General features: G+C 74.7%; 18 protein-coding genes. 5 read left to right on the top strand and 13 right to left on the bottom strand.

What is annotated here, in order from left to right; translation table 11 throughout:
• Positions 1-82 precede the first annotated feature (82 nt).
• From ACFZAT_RS06595 to hisD, 9 genes are all read right to left on the bottom strand, one after another.
• The gene (locus tag ACFZAT_RS06595) at positions 83-2,785 is read right to left on the bottom strand and encodes an AAA family ATPase (protein WP_391261690.1); all 2,703 of its coding nucleotides are present in this window, start codon (positions 2,783-2,785) and stop codon (positions 83-85) included.
• A 127-nt stretch (positions 2,786-2,912) separates the two neighbouring features.
• The gene (gene hisF / locus ACFZAT_RS06590; RefSeq protein WP_391261029.1) at positions 2,913-3,668 is read right to left on the bottom strand and encodes an imidazole glycerol phosphate synthase subunit HisF; all 756 of its coding nucleotides are present in this window, start codon (positions 3,666-3,668) and stop codon (positions 2,913-2,915) included.
• Positions 3,665-4,069: a Rid family hydrolase gene (locus tag ACFZAT_RS06585; protein ID WP_391261026.1), complete on the bottom strand. Its 405-nt coding sequence runs from the start codon at positions 4,067-4,069 to the stop codon at positions 3,665-3,667. The genes hisF and ACFZAT_RS06585 overlap by 4 nt, the downstream gene beginning before the upstream one ends.
• A complete protein-coding gene (priA, locus tag ACFZAT_RS06580) occupies positions 4,066-4,791 on the bottom strand; it encodes a bifunctional 1-(5-phosphoribosyl)-5-((5-phosphoribosylamino)methylideneamino)imidazole-4-carboxamide isomerase/phosphoribosylanthranilate isomerase PriA (RefSeq protein WP_391261023.1) in 726 nt (241 codons plus the stop codon). Before priA ends, ACFZAT_RS06585 begins: the two co-directional genes overlap by 4 nt.
• Positions 4,791-5,432 (bottom strand): imidazole glycerol phosphate synthase subunit HisH, encoded by a 642-nt coding sequence (hisH, locus tag ACFZAT_RS06575; RefSeq protein WP_073864622.1) that lies wholly within the window; start codon positions 5,430-5,432, stop codon positions 4,791-4,793. The genes priA and hisH overlap by 1 nt, the downstream gene beginning before the upstream one ends.
• Before the next feature lie 17 nt (positions 5,433-5,449).
• Complete coding sequence (locus ACFZAT_RS06570) at positions 5,450-5,617, bottom strand: hypothetical protein (RefSeq protein ID WP_199879176.1); 168 nt, start codon at positions 5,615-5,617, stop codon at positions 5,450-5,452.
• A complete protein-coding gene (gene hisB, locus ACFZAT_RS06565; protein ID WP_391261019.1) occupies positions 5,614-6,210 on the bottom strand; it encodes an imidazoleglycerol-phosphate dehydratase HisB in 597 nt (198 codons plus the stop codon). The genes ACFZAT_RS06570 and hisB overlap by 4 nt, the downstream gene beginning before the upstream one ends.
• Positions 6,207-7,343, bottom strand: a complete 1,137-nt coding sequence (locus tag ACFZAT_RS06560) for a histidinol-phosphate transaminase (protein WP_391261017.1) — start codon at positions 7,341-7,343, stop codon at positions 6,207-6,209. The genes hisB and ACFZAT_RS06560 overlap by 4 nt, the downstream gene beginning before the upstream one ends.
• Positions 7,340-8,662: a histidinol dehydrogenase gene (gene hisD, locus ACFZAT_RS06555; RefSeq protein WP_391261014.1), complete on the bottom strand. Its 1,323-nt coding sequence runs from the start codon at positions 8,660-8,662 to the stop codon at positions 7,340-7,342. The genes ACFZAT_RS06560 and hisD overlap by 4 nt, the downstream gene beginning before the upstream one ends.
• A 146-nt stretch (positions 8,663-8,808) precedes the next feature.
• Here hisD and ACFZAT_RS06550 point away from each other — a divergent pair, with 146 nt between their 5' ends.
• The 4 genes from ACFZAT_RS06550 to ybaK all read left to right on the top strand — a co-directional run bounded on the left by ACFZAT_RS06550 (position 8,809) and on the right by ybaK (position 12,928).
• Complete coding sequence (locus ACFZAT_RS06550; RefSeq protein WP_391261011.1) at positions 8,809-10,410, top strand: oxidoreductase; 1,602 nt, start codon at positions 8,809-8,811, stop codon at positions 10,408-10,410.
• A gap of 223 nt (positions 10,411-10,633) precedes the next feature.
• Positions 10,634-11,674, top strand: coding sequence for a hypothetical protein (locus ACFZAT_RS06545; protein WP_391261008.1), 1,041 nt, complete (start codon positions 10,634-10,636; stop codon positions 11,672-11,674).
• Between the two features lie 5 nt (positions 11,675-11,679).
• On the top strand, positions 11,680-12,423 hold the full coding sequence (locus ACFZAT_RS06540; protein WP_391261006.1) for an LON peptidase substrate-binding domain-containing protein: 744 nt from the start codon (positions 11,680-11,682) through the stop codon (positions 12,421-12,423).
• A 4-nt stretch (positions 12,424-12,427) separates the two neighbouring features.
• On the top strand, positions 12,428-12,928 hold the full coding sequence (gene ybaK / locus ACFZAT_RS06535; protein ID WP_391261003.1) for a Cys-tRNA(Pro) deacylase: 501 nt from the start codon (positions 12,428-12,430) through the stop codon (positions 12,926-12,928).
• A 173-nt stretch (positions 12,929-13,101) separates the two neighbouring features.
• On the opposite strand, the gene ACFZAT_RS06530 is transcribed toward ybaK, so the two are convergent.
• From ACFZAT_RS06530 to ACFZAT_RS06515, 4 genes are all read right to left on the bottom strand, one after another.
• Complete coding sequence (locus tag ACFZAT_RS06530; RefSeq protein ID WP_391261000.1) at positions 13,102-13,833, bottom strand: ABC transporter permease; 732 nt, start codon at positions 13,831-13,833, stop codon at positions 13,102-13,104.
• A gap of 34 nt (positions 13,834-13,867) precedes the next feature.
• Positions 13,868-14,653, bottom strand: a complete 786-nt coding sequence (locus tag ACFZAT_RS06525) for an ABC transporter permease (RefSeq protein WP_391260997.1) — start codon at positions 14,651-14,653, stop codon at positions 13,868-13,870.
• Positions 14,650-15,624, bottom strand: a complete 975-nt coding sequence (locus ACFZAT_RS06520) for an ATP-binding cassette domain-containing protein (protein ID WP_391261687.1) — start codon at positions 15,622-15,624, stop codon at positions 14,650-14,652. Before ACFZAT_RS06520 ends, ACFZAT_RS06525 begins: the two co-directional genes overlap by 4 nt.
• Positions 15,625-15,778: 154 nt before the next feature.
• Complete coding sequence (locus tag ACFZAT_RS06515) at positions 15,779-17,119, bottom strand: NYN domain-containing protein (protein WP_391260995.1); 1,341 nt, start codon at positions 17,117-17,119, stop codon at positions 15,779-15,781.
• A gap of 222 nt (positions 17,120-17,341) precedes the next feature.
• Between ACFZAT_RS06515 and ACFZAT_RS06510 the strand changes: the two genes are divergently transcribed.
• Positions 17,342-17,521 carry a hypothetical protein gene (locus ACFZAT_RS06510; protein ID WP_161206519.1) on the top strand — a complete coding sequence of 60 codons (180 nt, stop codon included), beginning with the start codon at positions 17,342-17,344 and terminating at the stop codon, positions 17,519-17,521.
• Positions 17,522-17,539 lie beyond the last annotated feature (18 nt).

Below are 17,539 nucleotides of genomic sequence, written 5' to 3'. Positions count from 1 at the left end.
GCCCGCAGAATGGCATACCGCCCAGTCGGTACCTAGAGGTGTGCGGCCTCCTTCTCATCACGTTCCCGCAACTCCGGTGGTGTCAGCGCCCGTTCCCCAGCAGCCCGGCCAGCTCCGTCCGTGAGCGCACGCCCAGGGCGGCGAAGACGTTGCGCAGGTGGTGGTCGACGGTCCGGGTGCTCACCGAGAGCCGCCGTGCGACCTCCCGGTTGGTGGCCCCTTCGGCCACGCACCGGGCGATCCGCGCCTGTTGCGGGGTGAGCCCGGCCAGCGGCGCCCCGGCCCCGGACGGCCCCGGGGCCTCCACCGCCGCCCCGGCGGCCCTCAGTTCACCGCTCGCCCGGGCCGCCCAGACCGGGGCCCCGCACCGCTCGAAGCCGACGAGCGCGTCCCGCAACGGCTCGCGGGCCTCGCGGGTGCGGCGGCGCCTGCGCAGCCAGGACCCGAACAGCAGCCGGGTCCGGGCCTGTTCGAAGTCCCCGCCGGCCCGGTCGTGGTGGGCGAGGGCCTCCTCGTACCGCCCGTCGGCCTCGGCGTCCGGCGCCAGCAGGGCCCGGCAGCGCGCGAGTTGGGCGGGGACCTGGGGGTCCGTGGTGCGCGTCGCCCACACGGCGAACTCCGCCACCGCCTCGGCCACCGCTCCCCCGTCCCGGACCGCCCGCCCGGCCGGCACGGACGCCTCGACATAGCAGGGCACGGCGAGCATCCGGGTCGCGAAGTGGCCGCGCCGGGGCCCGGGCCGGACGAGCGGATCGAGCCGTGCCGCCGCCTCCGCGGGGCGCCCGGCCGCCAGATCGGCGCGGGCCGTCGCCCAGGTGGCCAATGTCTCCGCCTGGACGAGCCCGTGCGGTGCGGCGCCCGCGAGCGCGGCCTCGGCGTGCGCCGCGCACTCCCGGGCCCCGGCCTCCACGGACGCCGCGAGGGCGAGTACGGCGTGCAGATGGGCGGCGGTGTTGGGCCGCCCGGTACGGCGTGCGGCGCGCAGGCCGTCCAGCGCGTGGGCCCGGGCGCGGGCGTGCCGTCCGGCGCGCAGCTCCGCGTAGGCCAGGTGCTCCAGGACCTGCGGCAGCAGGGCGTCGGCCCCGCTCGCTCGTACGGCGGCGAGGGCGCGGGTCCCGGCCCGGCAGGCGGCGTCGAGGTCGCCGAGGACCAGACCGGCCGCCCCGGCCCGTAACAGCGCCCCCGGCTCGCGGGCGCCGGAGTCGAGACAGCGGCGCAGCAGCAGGTGCCCGGCACCGATCCGCCCGCGCAGCACGGCGCGCATCCCGTCCCGGTAGTGGGCCAGGTCCCGGTCGGCGGCGTCCCCGGGGATACGGGTCAGCGCGTCGAGGTACCCGAGGGCGTCCCCCGCCGCCCAGGCGGCCTCGGCGGCCCCGAGCAGGGCGTCCCGGGCGCGCCCGGGGTCGTGCGGGGCGAGCAGGGCGGCGGCGGTGAGCAGGGCCTCGTGGGCGTCGGGGACGGGCCCGTCGGCGAGGGCGAGCAGGCCCCGGGTGTGGTGGGCGGGGCCGTGGCCGGGCGCGGCGGCCGCCCGTGCCAGCAGGGCGCGGGCCCGCCCCGGGTCCCCCGCGAGCCGGTGCTCCTCTGCCGCCGCCACCCATCGGGCGGACCTCGCCGCTTCGTCTGGGGTCAGCGCCGCCGCGTGGGCGAGGGCGGTCGCGCGGTCGGCGTGCGGGCGGGGCGGGGCGGCGGCGGCCTCCAGTGCGGCGGCGAGCGGGGCGTCGGGGCCGGGGGACGCGCAGGCCCGCTGGATCAGGGCGGCGTACCCGGGCGGGAGGAGACCGGCGAGCAGGGCGTGCACCGCGCGGCGGCGGTCCGGGGGCGCGCGGTGCAGGAGGGCGCGGCGCATCAGGGGCTCGGCGAAGTGGACGCGGTCGCCGGTCCGCCGGAGCACACCGGCCGTGCCGCCCGGGGTGTGGAGGGCGAGGTCGGACGCGGCGGGCGGAACGGCGGCCGAGGCGGCGGCCCGGCGTACGAGGGCGAGGTCCGCCCCCGTGCCCTCGGGCTCGTGCGCGTGGGCGGCCGCCGCGACGAGGAGCAGGGTCCGGGTGGCGGCGGGGAGGTGGCCGACGCGGTCGGCGTGGGCGGCCAGGACCTCGTCGCCGCCGGGCAGTGGATGGGGCAGCGGGGCCCGCCCGGCGAGCTGGTCCGGGGTGAGGCGGGCGGTGAGGGCGGTGAGCAGCCCGGGGTTCCCGGCCGCCTCCCGGAGCAGCGCGTCCCGCACGACCGGGTCGGTCGGGTCCGCCCCGGTGAGCCGGTCCAGGAGCCCGGAGGCCGCCTCGTCGTCCAGGCGGCCGGGGCGGAGGGCGGGCAGCCCGGCGAGGCCGGCCTCGTCCCCGGCGGCGATCAGCACGGCGACCGGGGTGCCGGGACCGAGCCGGCGGGCGGCGAAGGCGAGGGCGGCACGGGAGTCCGGGTCCCAGAGGTGGGCGTCGTCCACGCACACGAGGAGCGGCCGCCCGCCGCCGAGCCGCCGGAGCAGGGTGAGGAGGCCGTCGCGCGGCACTCGGGCGGGGGCGCCGGGCGCGGGGCCCGCCGCGCACCGCAGCGCGTGCAGCCCGCTGTACGGCACCCACCGTTCGTCGGGGGCGCCGACGACGTGGAGGACGGGCCCGCCGCCCCGGTCGCGGTGCGCCGCGACGGCGTGGGCCAGCAGGGCCGTGCGGCCCGAGCCCGGCGGGCCCGTGAGGACCAGCGCCGCGCCTTCGCCGCGCCGAAGACGCGTCAGCAGGGCTTCCAGGGCGCCGGTTTCACCGCTGCGGCCGTACAGCCGGAGCGGACGGTGCACGGTCGTGGGGGGAGTCACGCCCGGCACGCTAGGCCCGTGTGCCGGGTCCGTGAAGGTGCGCGTACGACGGTGGGGCGCCCTCCCAGGGGAGGACGCCCCATGTCTGTGCACGCGCACAGCCGGCCGGTCAGCGCACCGGGTGCCCGGCCTCCGCGAGCGCGCCCTTGACCTCGGAGATGCGCAGGTCGCCGAAGTGGAAGACGGACGCGGCCAGGACCGCGTCGGCCCCGGCGTCGATGGCCGGTGCGAAGTCCGCGAGCCGGCCGGCGCCGCCCGAGGCGATGACGGGGACGCGGACGTGCTCGCGGACGGCGGCGATCATCTCGGTGTCGTAGCCGTCCTTCGTGCCGTCGGCGTCCATCGAGTTGAGCAGGATCTCGCCGGCGCCGAGCTCCGCCGCCCGGTGGGCCCACTCGACGGCGTCGATGCCGGTGCCCCGGCGGCCGCCGTGCGTGGTGACCTCGAAGGTGCCCTCGGGGGTGCGGCGGGCGTCGACCGAGAGCACCAGGACCTGGCGGCCGAAGCGCTCGGCGATCTCCCGGATCAGCTCCGGCCGGGCGATGGCCGCCGTGTTGACGCCCACCTTGTCCGCCCCGGCCCGCAGCAGCTTGTCGACGTCGTCCGGGGTGCGGACGCCGCCGCCCACGGTGAGCGGGATGAAGACCTGCTCGGCGGTGCGGCGCACCACGTCGTAGGTGGTCTCCCGGTCGCCGCTGGACGCGGTGATGTCCAGGAAGGTCAGCTCGTCGGCGCCCTCGGCGTCGTACAGCTTCGCCATCTCGACGGGGTCGCCCGCGTCCCGCAGGTTCTGGAAGTTGACGCCCTTGACGACCCGGCCGTTGTCCACGTCGAGGCAGGGGATGACGCGTACCGCGAGGCTCATCGCGCACCCGCCCGGTAGGCCTCGACCTCGACCTCGACGACCAGGCCCGGGTCCACGAAACCGGAGACCACGACCATGGTGGCGGCGGGGCGGACGGCGTCGAACAGCTCCTTGTGGGCGCGGCCGACCTCGTCGGTGTCCCTGGCGTGCATGACGTACATCCGGGTGCGGACGACGTCCTCGCGGCCGAGGCCCAGCTCCTTCAGCGCGTCGAGGGCGACGCCGAACGCGGTGACCGTCTGGTCGTACGGGCCGCCCGCGGCGATCTCGCCGCCGACCACCGACGTGCAGCCGGAGACGAGCACCAGGCCGTTCGGCAGTTCGACGGCGCGCGCGTAGCCGAACTTCTCCTCCCAGGGGGCGCCGGAGGAGACGCGGCGCACGGATGCGGAATCGGTCATACGGAGACCGCCTCCAGCGCCTCTTCGAGGGTGAACGCCTTCGCGTACAGGGCCTTGCCGACGATCGCGCCCTCGACGCCCGCCGGGACCAGCGAGGCGATGGCGCGCAGGTCGTCCAGCGAGGAGACGCCGCCGGAGGCGACGACGGGCTTGTCGGTGGCGGCGCAGACGTTCTTCAGGAGCTCCAGGTTGGGGCCCTGGAGCGTGCCGTCCTTGGCGATGTCGGTGACGACGTAGCGGGTGCAGCCCTCGGAGTCGAGGCGGGCCAGCGTCTCGTAGAGGTCGCCGCCGTCGCGGGTCCAGCCCCGGCCGCGCAGGGTGGTGCCGCGCACGTCGAGGCCGACGGCGATCTTGTCGCCGTGCTCGGCGATGACCTTGGCGACCCACTCCGGGGTCTCCAGGGCGGCGGTGCCGAGGTTGACGCGGCGGCAGCCGGTGGCGAGGGCGGCGGCGAGCGAGGCGTCGTCGCGGATGCCGCCGGACAGCTCGACCTTGATGTCCATGGCCCCGGCGACCTCGGCGATGAGGTCGCGGTTGTCCCCGGTGCCGAAGGCGGCGTCCAGGTCGACCAGGTGCAGCCACTCGGCGCCGGCGCTCTGCCAGGCGAGTGCGGCCTCCAGCGGGGAGCCGTAGGAGGTCTCGGAGCCGGACTCGCCGTGCACCAGGCGGACCGCCTGGCCGTCGCGGACGTCTACGGCGGGGAGCAGTTCAAGCTTCGGCATTACAGCGTCTCGATCCAGTTGGTCAGCAGCTGGGCGCCGGCATCGCCGGACTTCTCGGGGTGGAACTGGGTGGCCCACAGCGCGCCGTTCTCCACGGCCGCCACGAACCGTTCGCCGTGCGTGGCCCAGGTGACCCTGGGGGCACGGATCTTCGGGTTGGTGACTTCGAGGTCCCAGTCGTGCGCCGCGTACGAGTGCACGAAGTAGTACCGGGCACCGGCGTCGAGTCCGGCGAACAGCTGGGAGTCCTCGGGGGCTTCGACGGTGTTCCAGCCCATGTGCGGGACGACGTCGGCCTTCAGCGGGCCGACCGTGCCGGGCCACTCGTCCAGGCCCTCGGTCTCCACACCGTGCTCGATGCCGCGCTCGAACAGGATCTGCATGCCGACGCAGATGCCCATGACGGGGCGTCCGCCGGCCAGCCTGCGGCCGATGACCCACTCGCCGCGGGCCTTCTTCAGCCCCTCCATGCACGCCGAGAACGCCCCGACGCCGGGCACGAGCAGCCCGTCCGCGTTCATCGCGGCGTCGAAGTCGCGGGTGATCTCGACGTCCGCGCCGACGTGGGCGAGGGCGCGTTCGGCGGAACGGACGTTGCCGAAGCCGTAGTCGAAGACGACGACCTTCTTCTTCGTATCCACGTGTCGCTCGTCGCTTCCTAGTCCCAGAGACCTTGAATGCGCAGGACGCCCGCCACCAGGCACATCAGCGATGCGATGGAGAGCAGGACGATGACGCCCTTGGGCATGCCCTGCTTGGAGAAGGAGTAGACCCCGCCGGCCAGGAACAGGCCGAGCAGGATCAGGATGGTGTTGAGGCCGGTCACAGCGCGCCCTTCGTGGACGGGAGGATTCCGGCCGCGCGCGGGTCGCGCTCGCTGGCGTAGCGCAGGGCGCGGGCGAGCGCCTTGAACTGGCACTCCACGATGTGGTGCGCGTTGCGTCCGTACGGGACGTGGACGTGCAGGGCGATCTGCGCCTGGGCGACGAACGACTCCAGGATGTGCCGGGTCATCGTCGTGTCGTAGGCGCCGATCATCGGCGCCATGTTCTCGGGCTCGGTGTGCACCAGGTAGGGGCGGCCGGAGAGGTCGACGGTGACCTGGGCGAGCGACTCGTCCAGCGGGACGGTGCAGTTGCCGAAGCGGTAGATGCCGACCTTGTCGCCGAGGGCCTGCTTGAAGGCGGCTCCGAGGGCGAGGGCGGTGTCCTCGATGGTGTGGTGCGAGTCGATGTGCAGGTCGCCGTCGGTCTTGACGGTGAGGTCGAACAGACCGTGCCGGCCCAGCTGGTCGAGCATGTGGTCGTAGAAGCCGACCCCGGTCGCGACGTCGACCTTGCCGGACCCGTCGAGGTTGATCTCGACGAGGACGGACGTCTCCTTCGTGGTGCGTTCCACGCGGCCTGTGCGGGGGTTCATGCGTCGTGCTCCTTCTTCAGTCCGCGCACCGCATCGAGGAACGCGTCGTTCTCTGCCGGGGTCCCCGCGGAGACCCGCAGCCATCCCGGTACGCCGTTGTCCCGGACCAGGACGCCCCGGTCGAGGATCTGCCGCCACGCGGCGTGGCTGTCGGCGAAGCGGCCGAACTGGACGAAGTTGGCGTCCGATTCGGTGACGTCGAAGCCGAGTCCGCGCAGTTCGGTGACGATCCGGTCGCGCTCGCTCTTGAGCTGCGCGACGTACCCGAGGAGCGTATCGGTGTGCTCCAGGGCGGCGAGCGCGGTGGCCTGGGTGACGGAGGACAGGTGGTACGGCAGCCGGACCAGCTGCACCGCGTCGACCACGGCCGGGTCGGCGGCCAGATAGCCGAGGCGGAGCCCGGCCGCGCCGAACGCCTTCGACATGGTGCGCGAGAGCACCAGGTGGCGACGGCCCTCGATCAGTGGGAGCAGCGAGGGGTGGTGGCTGAATTCGCCGTACGCCTCGTCCACGACGACCATCGACGGCTTGGCGGCCTGCGCGGCCTCGTACAGCGCGAGGACGGTGTCCGCGTCCACGGCGGTGCCGGTGGGGTTGTTGGGCGAGGTGATGAACACGACGTCCGGGCGGCGCTCGGCGATGACGGCGCACGCGGCGTCGACGTCGATGGTGAAGTCCTCGTTGCGCGGACCGGAGATCCAGCCGGTGCCGGTGCCGCGCGCGATGAGGGCGTGCATCGAGTACGAGGGCTCGAAGCCGATCGCGGTGCGTCCGGGCCCGCCGAAGGTCTGGAGCAGCTGCTGAAGGACCTCGTTGGAGCCGTTGGCGGCCCAGACGTTGGCGGCCTCGACGCGGTGCCCGGCGGTGCGGGTGAGGTAGCGGGCCAGCTCGGTACGCAGCTCGACGGCGTCCCGGTCGGGGTAGCGGTTGAGGTTCCGGGCGGCCTCGCGGACCCGTTCGGCGATGCGGTCGACCAGGGCGTCGGGCAGCGGGTAGGGGTTCTCATTGGTGTTGAGCCGTACGGGAACGTCGAGCTGGGGCGCGCCGTACGGGGACTGGCCGCGCAGTTCGTCGCGGAGGGGCAGGGTGTCCCAGGGGTTGGCCGTGGGGCCGCCCGCGTTGTTCTTCGTCACTGCTGGGGAACCTTCCACCCGAACCTGGCCTTGAGCGCGGCGCCGTGGGCGGGGAGGTCCTCCGCCTCGGCGAGGGCCACCACGTGGTGGGTGACCTCGGCGAGCGCGTCGCGCGTGTAGTCGACGATGTGGATGCCGCGCAGGAAGGACTGCACGGACAGGCCCGAGGAGTGGCAGGCGCAGCCGCCGGTGGGCAGCACGTGGTTGGAGCCGGCGCAGTAGTCGCCGAGCGAGACGGGCGACCAGGGGCCGACGAAGACCGCTCCGGCGTTGCGGACGCGGTCGGCGAGCGCGGCGGCGTCGGCGGTCTGGATCTCCAGGTGCTCGGCGGCGTACGCGTTGACGACGGTGAGGCCGTCCTCCAGGTCGTTGACGAGGACGATCGCGGACTGCCGGCCGGCCAGGGCGGGCTCGATGCGCTCCTCGACGTGCTTGGTCGCGGCGACCTGGGTGACCAGCTCGGCCTCGGTGGCGGCGGCCAGTTCCTCGGAGTCGGTGACGAGGACGGCGGCGGCCATCGGGTCGTGCTCGGCCTGGCTGATCAGGTCGGCGGCGACGTGCACCGGGTCGGCGGTGGCGTCGGCCAGGATGGCGATCTCGGTGGGCCCGGCTTCGGCGTCGATGCCGATGCGGCCCTTGAGGAGGCGCTTGGCGGCGGCGACGTAGATGTTGCCGGGGCCGGTGACCAGGTCGACGGGCAGGCAGTCCCCGGTACCGTACGCGAACATCGCGACGGCCTGGGCGCCGCCGGCCGCGTAGACCTCGTCCACGCCGAGGAGGGCGCAGGCGGCCAGGATCGTCGGGTGCGGCAGTCCGCCGAACTCCTTCTGGGGCGGCGAGGCGACGGCGAGACCGGGGACGCCCGCCTCCTGGGCCGGGACGACGTTCATCACGACGGAGGACGGGTAGACCGCGCGGCCGCCCGGCACGTAGAGCCCGACGCGGTCGACGGGCACCCACTTCTCGGTGACCGTGCCGCCGGGGACGACCTGGGTGGTGTGCGTGGTACGGCGCTGGGCGCGGTGGACGAGGCGGGCGCGGCGGATGGACTCGTCGAGGGCCGCGCGGACGGCCGGGTCGAGCTCGTCCAGCGCCCGGGCGAGGGCGGCGACGGGCACCCGGACCGATTCCAGCCGGACGCCGTCGAACTTCTCCCCCCAGTCGATCACTGCCGCCGAGCCACGATGGCGTACGTCCTCGCAGATGGGCCGCACCGTCTCCAGGGCGGCTTCCACGTCGAACTCGGCACGGGGCAGCAGGTCGCGCAGGGCGCCACCCTCGGGGAGGGCATCGCCGCGCAGATCGATTCGAGAGATCACACCGCAATTCTCGCAGACCGCCGCACGCGGCCGGACGGCCGTATCACTGGCTGATACATGCCGACGCTGTGACGGCTGACTATGTGCGTTCATTCCGTCACTCAGAGGGAATAACGGGATCACGCCTCCGAACGAAAGGGGCACCGGTGACGGAGCGGCACGACGATGATCTCCCGGACGGCCTCAGCGCGGCGGAGCTGGGCATGTGGCAGTCCTTCCGGAACGGCACGACCTACGACCTCCGGTCCCGGGACCGGGCCCTCGACGACCCCTTCGCCCCGCACGAGTGGGGCCCCGAGCGCAGTGTGGCGGCCCGGGTCGTCGCCCGGCTGCTGCTGAGCGGCCCGCCGGCCCGGCCGGGCCGGGTGACGGCGCTGAAGCTCTGGGGCGTACGGATCACGGGGAAGCTGGACCTGGCGGGCGGGCGTGTCGATCCGTACGTGGAGCTGACCGGCTGCCGGTTCGACGAGGAGGTGACGTTCCCGGAGTGTCACTTCACGACCCTGCGGCTGGTGGGGTGCGCGATGCCCCGGTTCGACGCGGCCCGGCTGCGCACCGAGGGCGATCTGCATCTGCCGCGCTGCCGGGTCGAGCACGGCATCCGGCTCACGGACGCCCAGATCGGCACGGACCTGCTGGTCAACCAGATCGAGGTGGGCCCGGACCGGCAGGGGCGGGCGCTGCTCGGGGACGGACTGGCGGTCGCCCAGGACCTCCAGGCCGAGATGGCCGACATGCTGGGCGAGCTGAGTCTGCGCGGGGCGAAGGTGGGCGGTTCGCTGAGCCTGCGCGGCAGCCGGCTGCGCGCGGCCCGGGGCCGCCGCGCGCTGAACGCCCCGCAGCTCAGCGTCGAGCGCACGCTGTACATGAGCGAGGCGTGGGTCAGCATCGACACAGGGAACCAGGGCACCACTCCCCCGTACGGCATCGCCACCTCGCCGACCCCGGCGCACGGCACCCGTTCGCAGGTGTTCCGCTGCCGGGGCGGGGTGCGGCTGGACGACGGCAGGTTCGGTGACGCGGTGGACCTGCACAAGGCGGTCTTCGTGCTGGACACGCACGAGGAGCTGTCGCTGCGCCGGACGGTCACCCCGGAGCTGCGGTTCAACCCGGAGCGGCCGGTGCGCGGCCGGGTGGTGCTCAACGGCGCGAAGGTCGTCACGCTGATCGACATCTCCACGAGCTGGCCGGGCCCGGGCGGCCTCGCGATGGGCGGGTTCGTGTACGAGAACCTGGTGCCGTACGGCCACTTCCCGCTCTCCCGGCGCCTGGAGTGGGTGGCGGCGGCGACCCCGGAGTACGTGCCGGAGCCGTACGAGCGACTGGCGGCGGTGCTCCGCAGCTGCGGCGAGGACGCGGACGCCCGGGAGGTGCTGCTCGCCAAGCAGCGCCGCCGCCGCGAGACCCTGCCGCCGGCCGGGAAGCTGTGGGGCTACCTCCAGGACTGGACGGTGGCGTACGGGTACCGGCCGGGGCGGGCCGCGGTGTGGATGGCGGTGCTGTGGGCGGCGGGCACGCTGGCGTTCTCGCGGTACGACCCGGCGTCGCTCAAGGGCGCGGAGCACCCCCAGTGGAACGCGGCGCTGTACGCGCTGGACCTGCTCATCCCGGTGATCGATCTCGGCCAGCAGGGCTACTGGCGGCTGGAGGGCGGCTGGCAGTGGATGGCGGCCGGGCTGGTCCTGGTGGGGTGGATACTGGCCACCACGGTCGCGGCGGGCGCCTCCCGGCTGCTGCGCCGGGGCTGACCGCCGGTCGCCGGGGCGCGGGCCGCCTGCGCCGGGGCGGCGGGCCGTACGGGCGCCTGGTGCCGCCGGGCAGACTACGGACCTTCTGCCCACCACCCACGAGAACCAGCCAGAAACCCCGGATTCCTTTACCGCTCCTTGACCGGCTGCCGGGCAACCCATCCGCTCGGCACAAATGCTTCACAGCGCACCCCCTGGCGCCCGCCTCCACCAGCGCTTTTGAATGGTCTGCACCATGCCTTTCCTCCGCGCTCTGCTCCGAACCGCGCGCGTGATCCGGCACACCCCGGTGCTCTCCACCGGGGTGCCCGCGGACCACGCGGTGCTGCTCGACGCCCCCGACGAACGGCTGTCCCCGGCGCTGGTGGCCGCCGCGGCCGGGGAGTACGAACCGGCCGCGAAGCTCCTGGCGACCACCCGGGACGCGGCCGAGTGGGAGAGCCGGGACCGCTATCTGAGACGGCTCGTCGCGTTCGCCCGCAACCGGGACGGCTGGCTCGCGGACTGGCTGGCCGCCGCGCCGCACGATCCGGACGCGCTGCTCGTCAAGGCGCAGCTCGCGGTCGACCGTGCCTGGGAGTCACCGGCGCGCGCGGAGCAGCTGCGCGAGGTGGGGCCGCTGATCACGGCGGCCGCGGCGGGTGATCCGCGCGACCCGGTGCCCTGGCGCCTCGCCCTGGACCACGCCCGGGGCACCCAGGCCACGCACACCACCTTCGAGGCGCTGTGGGAGCAGGCCCTCCAGCGCTCCTCGCACCATTACGGCTGCCATGTGGCCGCCCTCCAGTACCTCTCGGCCGCCTGGTACGGCTCGCACCGCGAGTGCTTCGACTTCGCCGAGCGGGCCGCCGAGGACTCGGCGCCCAGCTCCCTGGTGCAGGCGCTGCCGCTGCGCGCGGCCTTCGCGATGCTGACGGAGGGCCCCTGGGACACCCGGTCGACCTCGGTGCAGCAGGAGCGGATCGACGCGGCGGCGGATCTGGCCATCTCGCTGTCGGCCGCCTTCGCCCCGGGCGACCCGTGGCCGGCCGAGGTCCGCAATCTGCTCGCGTATGTCCTGGTGGCACGGGGCCGGTGGGCGGAGGCGCTGGAACAGTTCGGCCGGATCGGCCCGCACGCGTCCTCGTTCCCGTGGGCTTCGGTGTCCGGCGATCCGCTGGGCCGGTTCCTGGACGCACGGGACAGCGCACGGCTGCGGGTGGCCTCCGCGACCCCGCTGAGGCAAGGCTCAGGACGAGGGCGGGCGCGCGGCCATTACGCTTGACCGCTGTGACCACCGCTCGCCTGCCTCTGTTCCCGCTGAACGCGGTGCTGTTCCCGGGCCTCGTGCTGCCCCTCAACGTCTTCGAGGAGCGATATCGCGCCATGATGCGTGAGCTCCTGACCATCGACGAGGACGAACCGCGCCGGTTCGCCGTGGTGGCCATCCGGGACGGCCGGGAGACCGCCGTGACGGGTCTCGGCATGCCGGAGGCGGTCCGCAAGCCCGTCGAACGCGGCCCGGCCGACGGCTTCGGACCCGACCCCCTCCAGTCGCTGCACCGGGTGGGCTGCGTCGCCGACGCCGCGACCATCCGGGAGCGCGCGGACGGCAGCTTCGAGGTCCTGGCCACCGGCACCACCCGGGTCCGGCTCCTGTCCGTGGACGCGACCGGCCCCTTCCTCACGGCCGAACTGGAGGAACTGGAGGAGGACCCGGGCGACGAGGCGGGCCCGCTCGCGGAGGGCGTCCTGCGGGCCTTCCGCGGCTATCAGAAGCGCCTGGCGGGCGCGAGCGAGCGCACCCTCACCACGGGCGCGGAGCTGCCGGACGACCCGTCGGTCGTCTCGTACCTGGTCGCCTCCACGGTGGTCCTGGACGTGCCCGCCAAGCAGCGGCTCCTCCAGGCCCCGGACACCGCGACCCGCCTCCGCGAGGAGCTGCGCATCCTGCGCGCGGAGACCGCGGTCATCCGGCACCTGCCGTCCCTCCCGGCGGTGGACCTGACCGTCGCCCCGACGCATCCCAACTGAGGCCATGGCCAAGAAGCAGAAGAAGTCCCCGTCCGGCGGCACCCCCGCCACGGTCGCCCTGACGGCGGCGGGCACGGCGTTCACCGTGCACGCGTACGAGCACGACCCGGCGTCGCCGTCCTACGGCGAGGAGGCGGCCCAGGCCCTGGGGGTCTCCCCCGACCGCGTCTTCAAGACCCTGGTGGCCGACGTGGACGGCCGCCTGACGGTCGCGGTCGTCCCGGTCGCGGGCTCCCTGGACCTGAAGGCGCTGGCCGCGGCGGCGGGCGGCAAACGCGCCACGATGGCGGACCCGGCCGCGGCGGAACGCACCACGGGCTACGTCCGCGGCGGCATCTCCCCCCTGGGCCAGCGCAAACGCCTCCCCACGGTCCTGGACGCGTCGGCCCGCACCCACCCCACGATCTGCGTCTCGGCGGGCCGCCGGGGCCTGGAGGTGGAGCTGTCCCCGGAGGACCTGGCGGCCCTGACGGGCGCGATCTTTGCGGACATCGGCCGGGGTTGACGCGAGGCGCGGGACCCCCGACGCACCGGTTCCGTCCTCAATCGCCGGACGGGCTCACAAGTAGCCCGGGGCGGAGCCGAACCCCCAGCCCCGCCGGCGTTTGAGGCGCGGGGTCCGGGGCGGAGCCCCGGTTTCGGGAAGGGGCGGGTAGGGGAAAGCCCCGCGCAGCGGCCCTACGCCCCGTCGGACCCGGAAGACGGCACCCCGGACGACGGCGCCGAAGGCGCCCCCGGCGCCCCGGGCCCCCACCCCCCGTAAGACGCCCACTCACCCTCAAAATCCCGCGGCCCCCAAGCCGCGGTCAACGCCAGATGCACCACCATCGCCGCCAGCCCCCAAGCCAGCAGCACCCCATGCGCGTGCATCTCCAACGGCGCGTCGAACACGACCCCCTTGCCGACCTCCCGCGCATGCGCGACCACATCGGACGTAGGCCCCAGCCGCGTCCCGAGCTGCCACGCCAGCAGCGACCCGAGCACGCTGCCCACCGCGAGCCCCACCGTCAGCCAGATCTCGCCGCGCCGGTGGAACCAGAAGACCAGCCCCGCCGACACCGCCCCGAACGCCAGCCCGAGCAGGGCGAACGTGCCATCGGCCCCGATCGCCTCCTCGCCCTCGCTGTCGTTGAGGAACACCGCGGTGTTGTCGGAGATGAGCGGCACCCGGGGCGCCAGCCACAGCCACAGCAGCCCCATCAGGACGCCCGCGACGGTCACCACGGCCGCGACGACGCCCGCCCGCCGCAGATCGGCGCGCAGTTCCTCCCGGTCCACGCCGGGCGAGGCCGCCAGGTGGGAGCCGTGCAGAGCGACGGGACCGCCCGGCGCACCCCCTGGAGCCGGCTTCTGCCAGTCGTGGTGGTCGTCGGGCGAGGGCCGGTTCGGCGGTGTCAGAGGCGCGGTCACCGTGCCATCGTGCCAGGCGCCCGCGAGCCGCGCCTCACCGGACCGCCGCCCTGCGGTACGCCCAGGTGGCGACGGCGAGCGAGACGACGCCGACGGCGGCGCAGACCGCGAGGTCGAGCGCGACGACGGCCCAGTCGGGATGGGCCCCGAAGGACCGGGCCAGCGCCTCCACCCCGTAGGTGGACGGCAGCAGATCGCGCGCCCAGTCCACCGGCTCCGGCAGCCGGTCGGCCGGCAGGACGCCGAGCAGGAGCGCGGCGGACATGCCGAGCTGCCCGAGCAGCGTGGCCAGCTCCTGGCGCGGCGCGAGGAGCCCCAGCGCCGCGCCGAGCCCCGAGAGCGCCGCGCCGGACAGCGGGACGACGGCCACGAGGACCCACAGATGCGCCATCGGCAGCCCGAACAGCACGCTGCCGGTCACCGCGGTGACGACGGTGCCGGGCACGGTGAAGGAGGCGTACGCTCCCGCCGCACCGAGCACGACGGCGGCGGGCGGCACGGGCAGGGTGGCGTAGTGGTCGAGCCCGCCGCCCGCCCTCAGCTGCCCGAAGTACTGGGCGAGGAGGTTCAGCGCGACGAAGGCGACGACCAGGACGCTGGACCCGGCGACGACGGCCCGCGCCTCGGAGCCGCCGTCCACCACCCCGCGCATGAGGATCATGATGCCGATGGACTGGAAGGTCGCCACGAACAGCAGCGGGATGCGGGCCACCCGGGCCCGGGAGAGCTGGGCGCGGTAGACGGCCGCGAGGGAGGGGAACAGCCGGGCCCGGGGGGCGAGCGTCGCGGCCGCCCCGGCCACCGCGCCGATTCCGCTCATGCCTTCACCAGTCCTTTGGTCGCGCCGCCGCCGAGCGCGAGGTAGACGTCCTCCAGGCTCGGCGTCGCCAGGCTGAAGTCGTCGAGCTGCGCGAAGGCCGCGCCCCCGGTCACCGCGGCGACCGCCGCCCGCGCCTCGTCGGGCGCGAGCCGCAGCGCCCAGCGCCGCCCGGACTCCTGGGCGCACCCGCGCAGGGCCGCGACCTCGGGGATGTCCAGCGGGGCGCGCTCGCGCCACACCAGCTCGACCCGGACCTCCCCGGCGACGCGCTCCTTGAGCCCGGCGGGGGTGTCGCAGGCGATGACCTTGCCGCGTTCGATGACGGCCACCCGGTCGAGGACGGTCTCCGCCTCGATGACGTTGTGGGTGACGAGCAGGACCGTGGCGCCGCGCTCGGCGCGCCGCCGGTCGACGGCGGCCCAGACGGCGCGCCGGGCGACCGGGTCCATGCCGGTCGTGGGCTCGTCCAGGACGAGCACGGGGCGTTCTCCGACGAGCGCGGCGGCGAAGCAGGCGAGGCGCCGCTGGCCGCCGGAGAGCTTCTTCAGCGGGCGGCCCGCGAGGTCGGTGAGGCCGAGCTCGTCCAGGACGGCGTCGCGCTCGGCCCGGGCCGCGCGCACCGGGAGCCCGCGCAGCCGCCCGGTGGTCTCGGCGGCGAGGGCGACGGTCAGCTCGTCCAGGGCGGTGGACTCCTGCCCGAGGTAGCCGATCAGCCGGGAGGCCCGCTCGGGGTGGCGCACGAGGTCGTGGCCGAGGATGTCGACGCTGCCGGAGTCGGGGCGCATCAGCCCGGTGAGCTGGCGTACGAGGGTGGACTTGCCGGCCCCGTTGGGCCCGAGCAGTCCGAAGATCTCACCGCGCCGGACGTCGAGGCTGATGCCGTCGGTGGCGCGCACTTCGGGGGTCGCGGGCGCGCCGCGGCGGCCCCGGGCCGGGGGGTAGGTCTTCACCAGATCGCGCACCGCGCACACGGTGCCGCTCGCCGTCGGCGCCTGTACTGTCCCCGTACTCACGAGGTACGAGGGTACGGGGTCCGGGGACCGGCATTACGCCCGGGGCCGCACCGATCGGACATCGGCGCCACCGACCGCGGCCGGGTCGAGCGGCCCTCGGCCCGATGTGGACTCAGTCTCCACCGGGCCCGGATTTCCCGGCCCTCTCCGCGGTCCGCTCAGCCGGCGGGACGTGGTCGGCGGCGGCCCGTACGTCGATCTCGCGCCAGAAGCCCGCCCGGATCGCGTACCGGTCGTGCTCGTCGATCTGGTCGTCCTTGTGGGCGAGGAGGCCGAAGCGGGCCGCGTACCGCAGGAGTTCGCCGTCGATGCGGTGCGGGATGCGCGGGTAGAGCGCGGAGAGCTTCTGGAGGTGGCCGGTCTCCGGCAGCCGTTCCATCCAGCGCCGGGCGAAGACCTGACCCACCTCGAAGGGGTCGCCGCCGACCGTGGTGATGTCCTCCTCGCGGTCGGCCCAGCGCTGTTCGGCGCTGGTGAGCTGGGCGAGCGTCGGCAGGGACGCGGTCTCCGGGGGTTCGCCCAGCGGACCGCCACGCTCCACCCAGCCCCGGTCCGAGGACCAGCGCAGGGTCGCCGCGGGCTGCGGGGCGGGCTGCTGCCGCTCGGCCGGTCCGGCGGGCCCGGCGGGTCCGCGCAGGGTGCCGGCGAGGTCCTTCGGGGTGGGCACGCCCCTGGTGCCGTGCCCGGGTCCCTGCCCATGCCCGTGCGCGGGCGGGTCGGGGGCGTCACCGGGCCGGGGGGCCGCCTCCTCGTCGTCGCGGGCCGCACCGGCCTGCGCGGCGGCCCTGGACGCCCGCTCGGCGGAGGCGGCGAGGGCCGATTCGGGCAGCGGGGCGGAGAGGATCGCGGCGATCTCGGGGCGCGGGGCGGGCGGCGGGGCGCAGGGGCCTCCGGTCTCCTTGGCGCGGACGGCCTGGGTGATCCAGGCCCGGTCGAGGACGCGGCGCTCGTCGGCCTCGGCGACCAGGTCCTCGGACTGGTTGTAGTCGCCGTCGGCGGCCTGGACGGCCCAGAGGTGGACGGCGACACCGTGCTCCTTGGCGGACATCAGGCCGGGGAGCAGGTCTCCGTCGCCGGTCACCAGGACCACGTCGGAGCAGGCGCGGTTGCGGGCGAGCTCGGTGAGCTCGGCGTGCATCGCGGCGTCGACGCCCTTCTGCGCCCAGCGTCCGTCACTGCGGGTGAGGGCGCCCAGCCGAACGGTGACCCGGGGCATCACGCGCAGCCTGCGGTGCTCGGGCTGCGGGACGCGGTCGGGGGCGCCGTCGAACCAGTAGATCCGCAGCAGCGGCTGCGCGGTGTCGGCCTCGGCGCGTTCGCGCAGCTGCTGGATGAGGGCCGCGTGGTCGACGGTGATGCGGGACCGGGCGGGCTCTCCTGCCAGCAGACTCGCGGCTGCGCCCAGCAGATAGCCGGCGTCCACCAGGACGACGCAACGGTCCACGCGTTCCACCCTCTTCCAGGCATTCGGGATCGGGTTTTCTCAGGGTTCCTTCGAGTCTGCCCGACCGCGCCGGGGTTAACGGCCGGAACTCGATCATCGGCGTGGCGGATCACGAAAAGCGCGCATCATACTCCGTCACTACGCACGGTAATGATCCGACATGCGATGTTTATCCGATTATGTGAATCTGACGGTGGTCCTGGCCCCGAGAGTCCTTATAGGAGGAACACCATGGCCAAGAACAAGAACCGCAAGCAGGGCAGCCAGCAGGACCGCGCTTCGCAGGCGGAGCGCGGTGCTCAGGAGGCACGCTCGACGGCCACCGAGGCGCGGAGCTCGATGGAGTCGCAGGCCCAGGGCAGCCCTGCCGATGTTGCGCGTAAGCATCAGCGGCGCTTCGGCCACAACTGACCGGACTCCCGGTAAGGC

Source organism: Streptomyces sp. NPDC008163, assembly GCF_042956885.1.
Lineage (GTDB): Bacteria > Actinomycetota > Actinomycetes > Streptomycetales > Streptomycetaceae > Streptomyces > Streptomyces drozdowiczii_A.
Note: the sequence above shows the minus strand (reverse complement) of the source record. Positions and strands in the feature narration are given on the sequence as shown.

What these genes read in the sequence shown, in the direction of transcription:
- ACFZAT_RS06525 (WP_391260997.1), bottom strand. Translation starts at nt 14,653, where the DNA reads ATGAGCGGAATCGGCGCGGTGGCCGGGGCGGCCGCGACGCTCGCCCCC.
- ACFZAT_RS06545 (WP_391261008.1), top strand. Translation starts at nt 10,634, where the DNA reads ATGGTCTGCACCATGCCTTTCCTCCGCGCTCTGCTCCGAACCGCGCGC.
- hisF (WP_391261029.1), bottom strand. Translation starts at nt 3,668, where the DNA reads ATGAGCCTCGCGGTACGCGTCATCCCCTGCCTCGACGTGGACAACGGC.
- hisB (WP_391261019.1), bottom strand. Translation starts at nt 6,210, where the DNA reads ATGAACCCCCGCACAGGCCGCGTGGAACGCACCACGAAGGAGACGTCC.
- ACFZAT_RS06510 (WP_161206519.1), top strand. Translation starts at nt 17,342, where the DNA reads ATGGCCAAGAACAAGAACCGCAAGCAGGGCAGCCAGCAGGACCGCGCT.
- ybaK (WP_391261003.1), top strand. Translation starts at nt 12,428, where the DNA reads ATGGCCAAGAAGCAGAAGAAGTCCCCGTCCGGCGGCACCCCCGCCACG.
- priA (WP_391261023.1), bottom strand. Translation starts at nt 4,791, where the DNA reads ATGCCGAAGCTTGAACTGCTCCCCGCCGTAGACGTCCGCGACGGCCAG.
- ACFZAT_RS06585 (WP_391261026.1), bottom strand. Translation starts at nt 4,069, where the DNA reads ATGACCGATTCCGCATCCGTGCGCCGCGTCTCCTCCGGCGCCCCCTGG.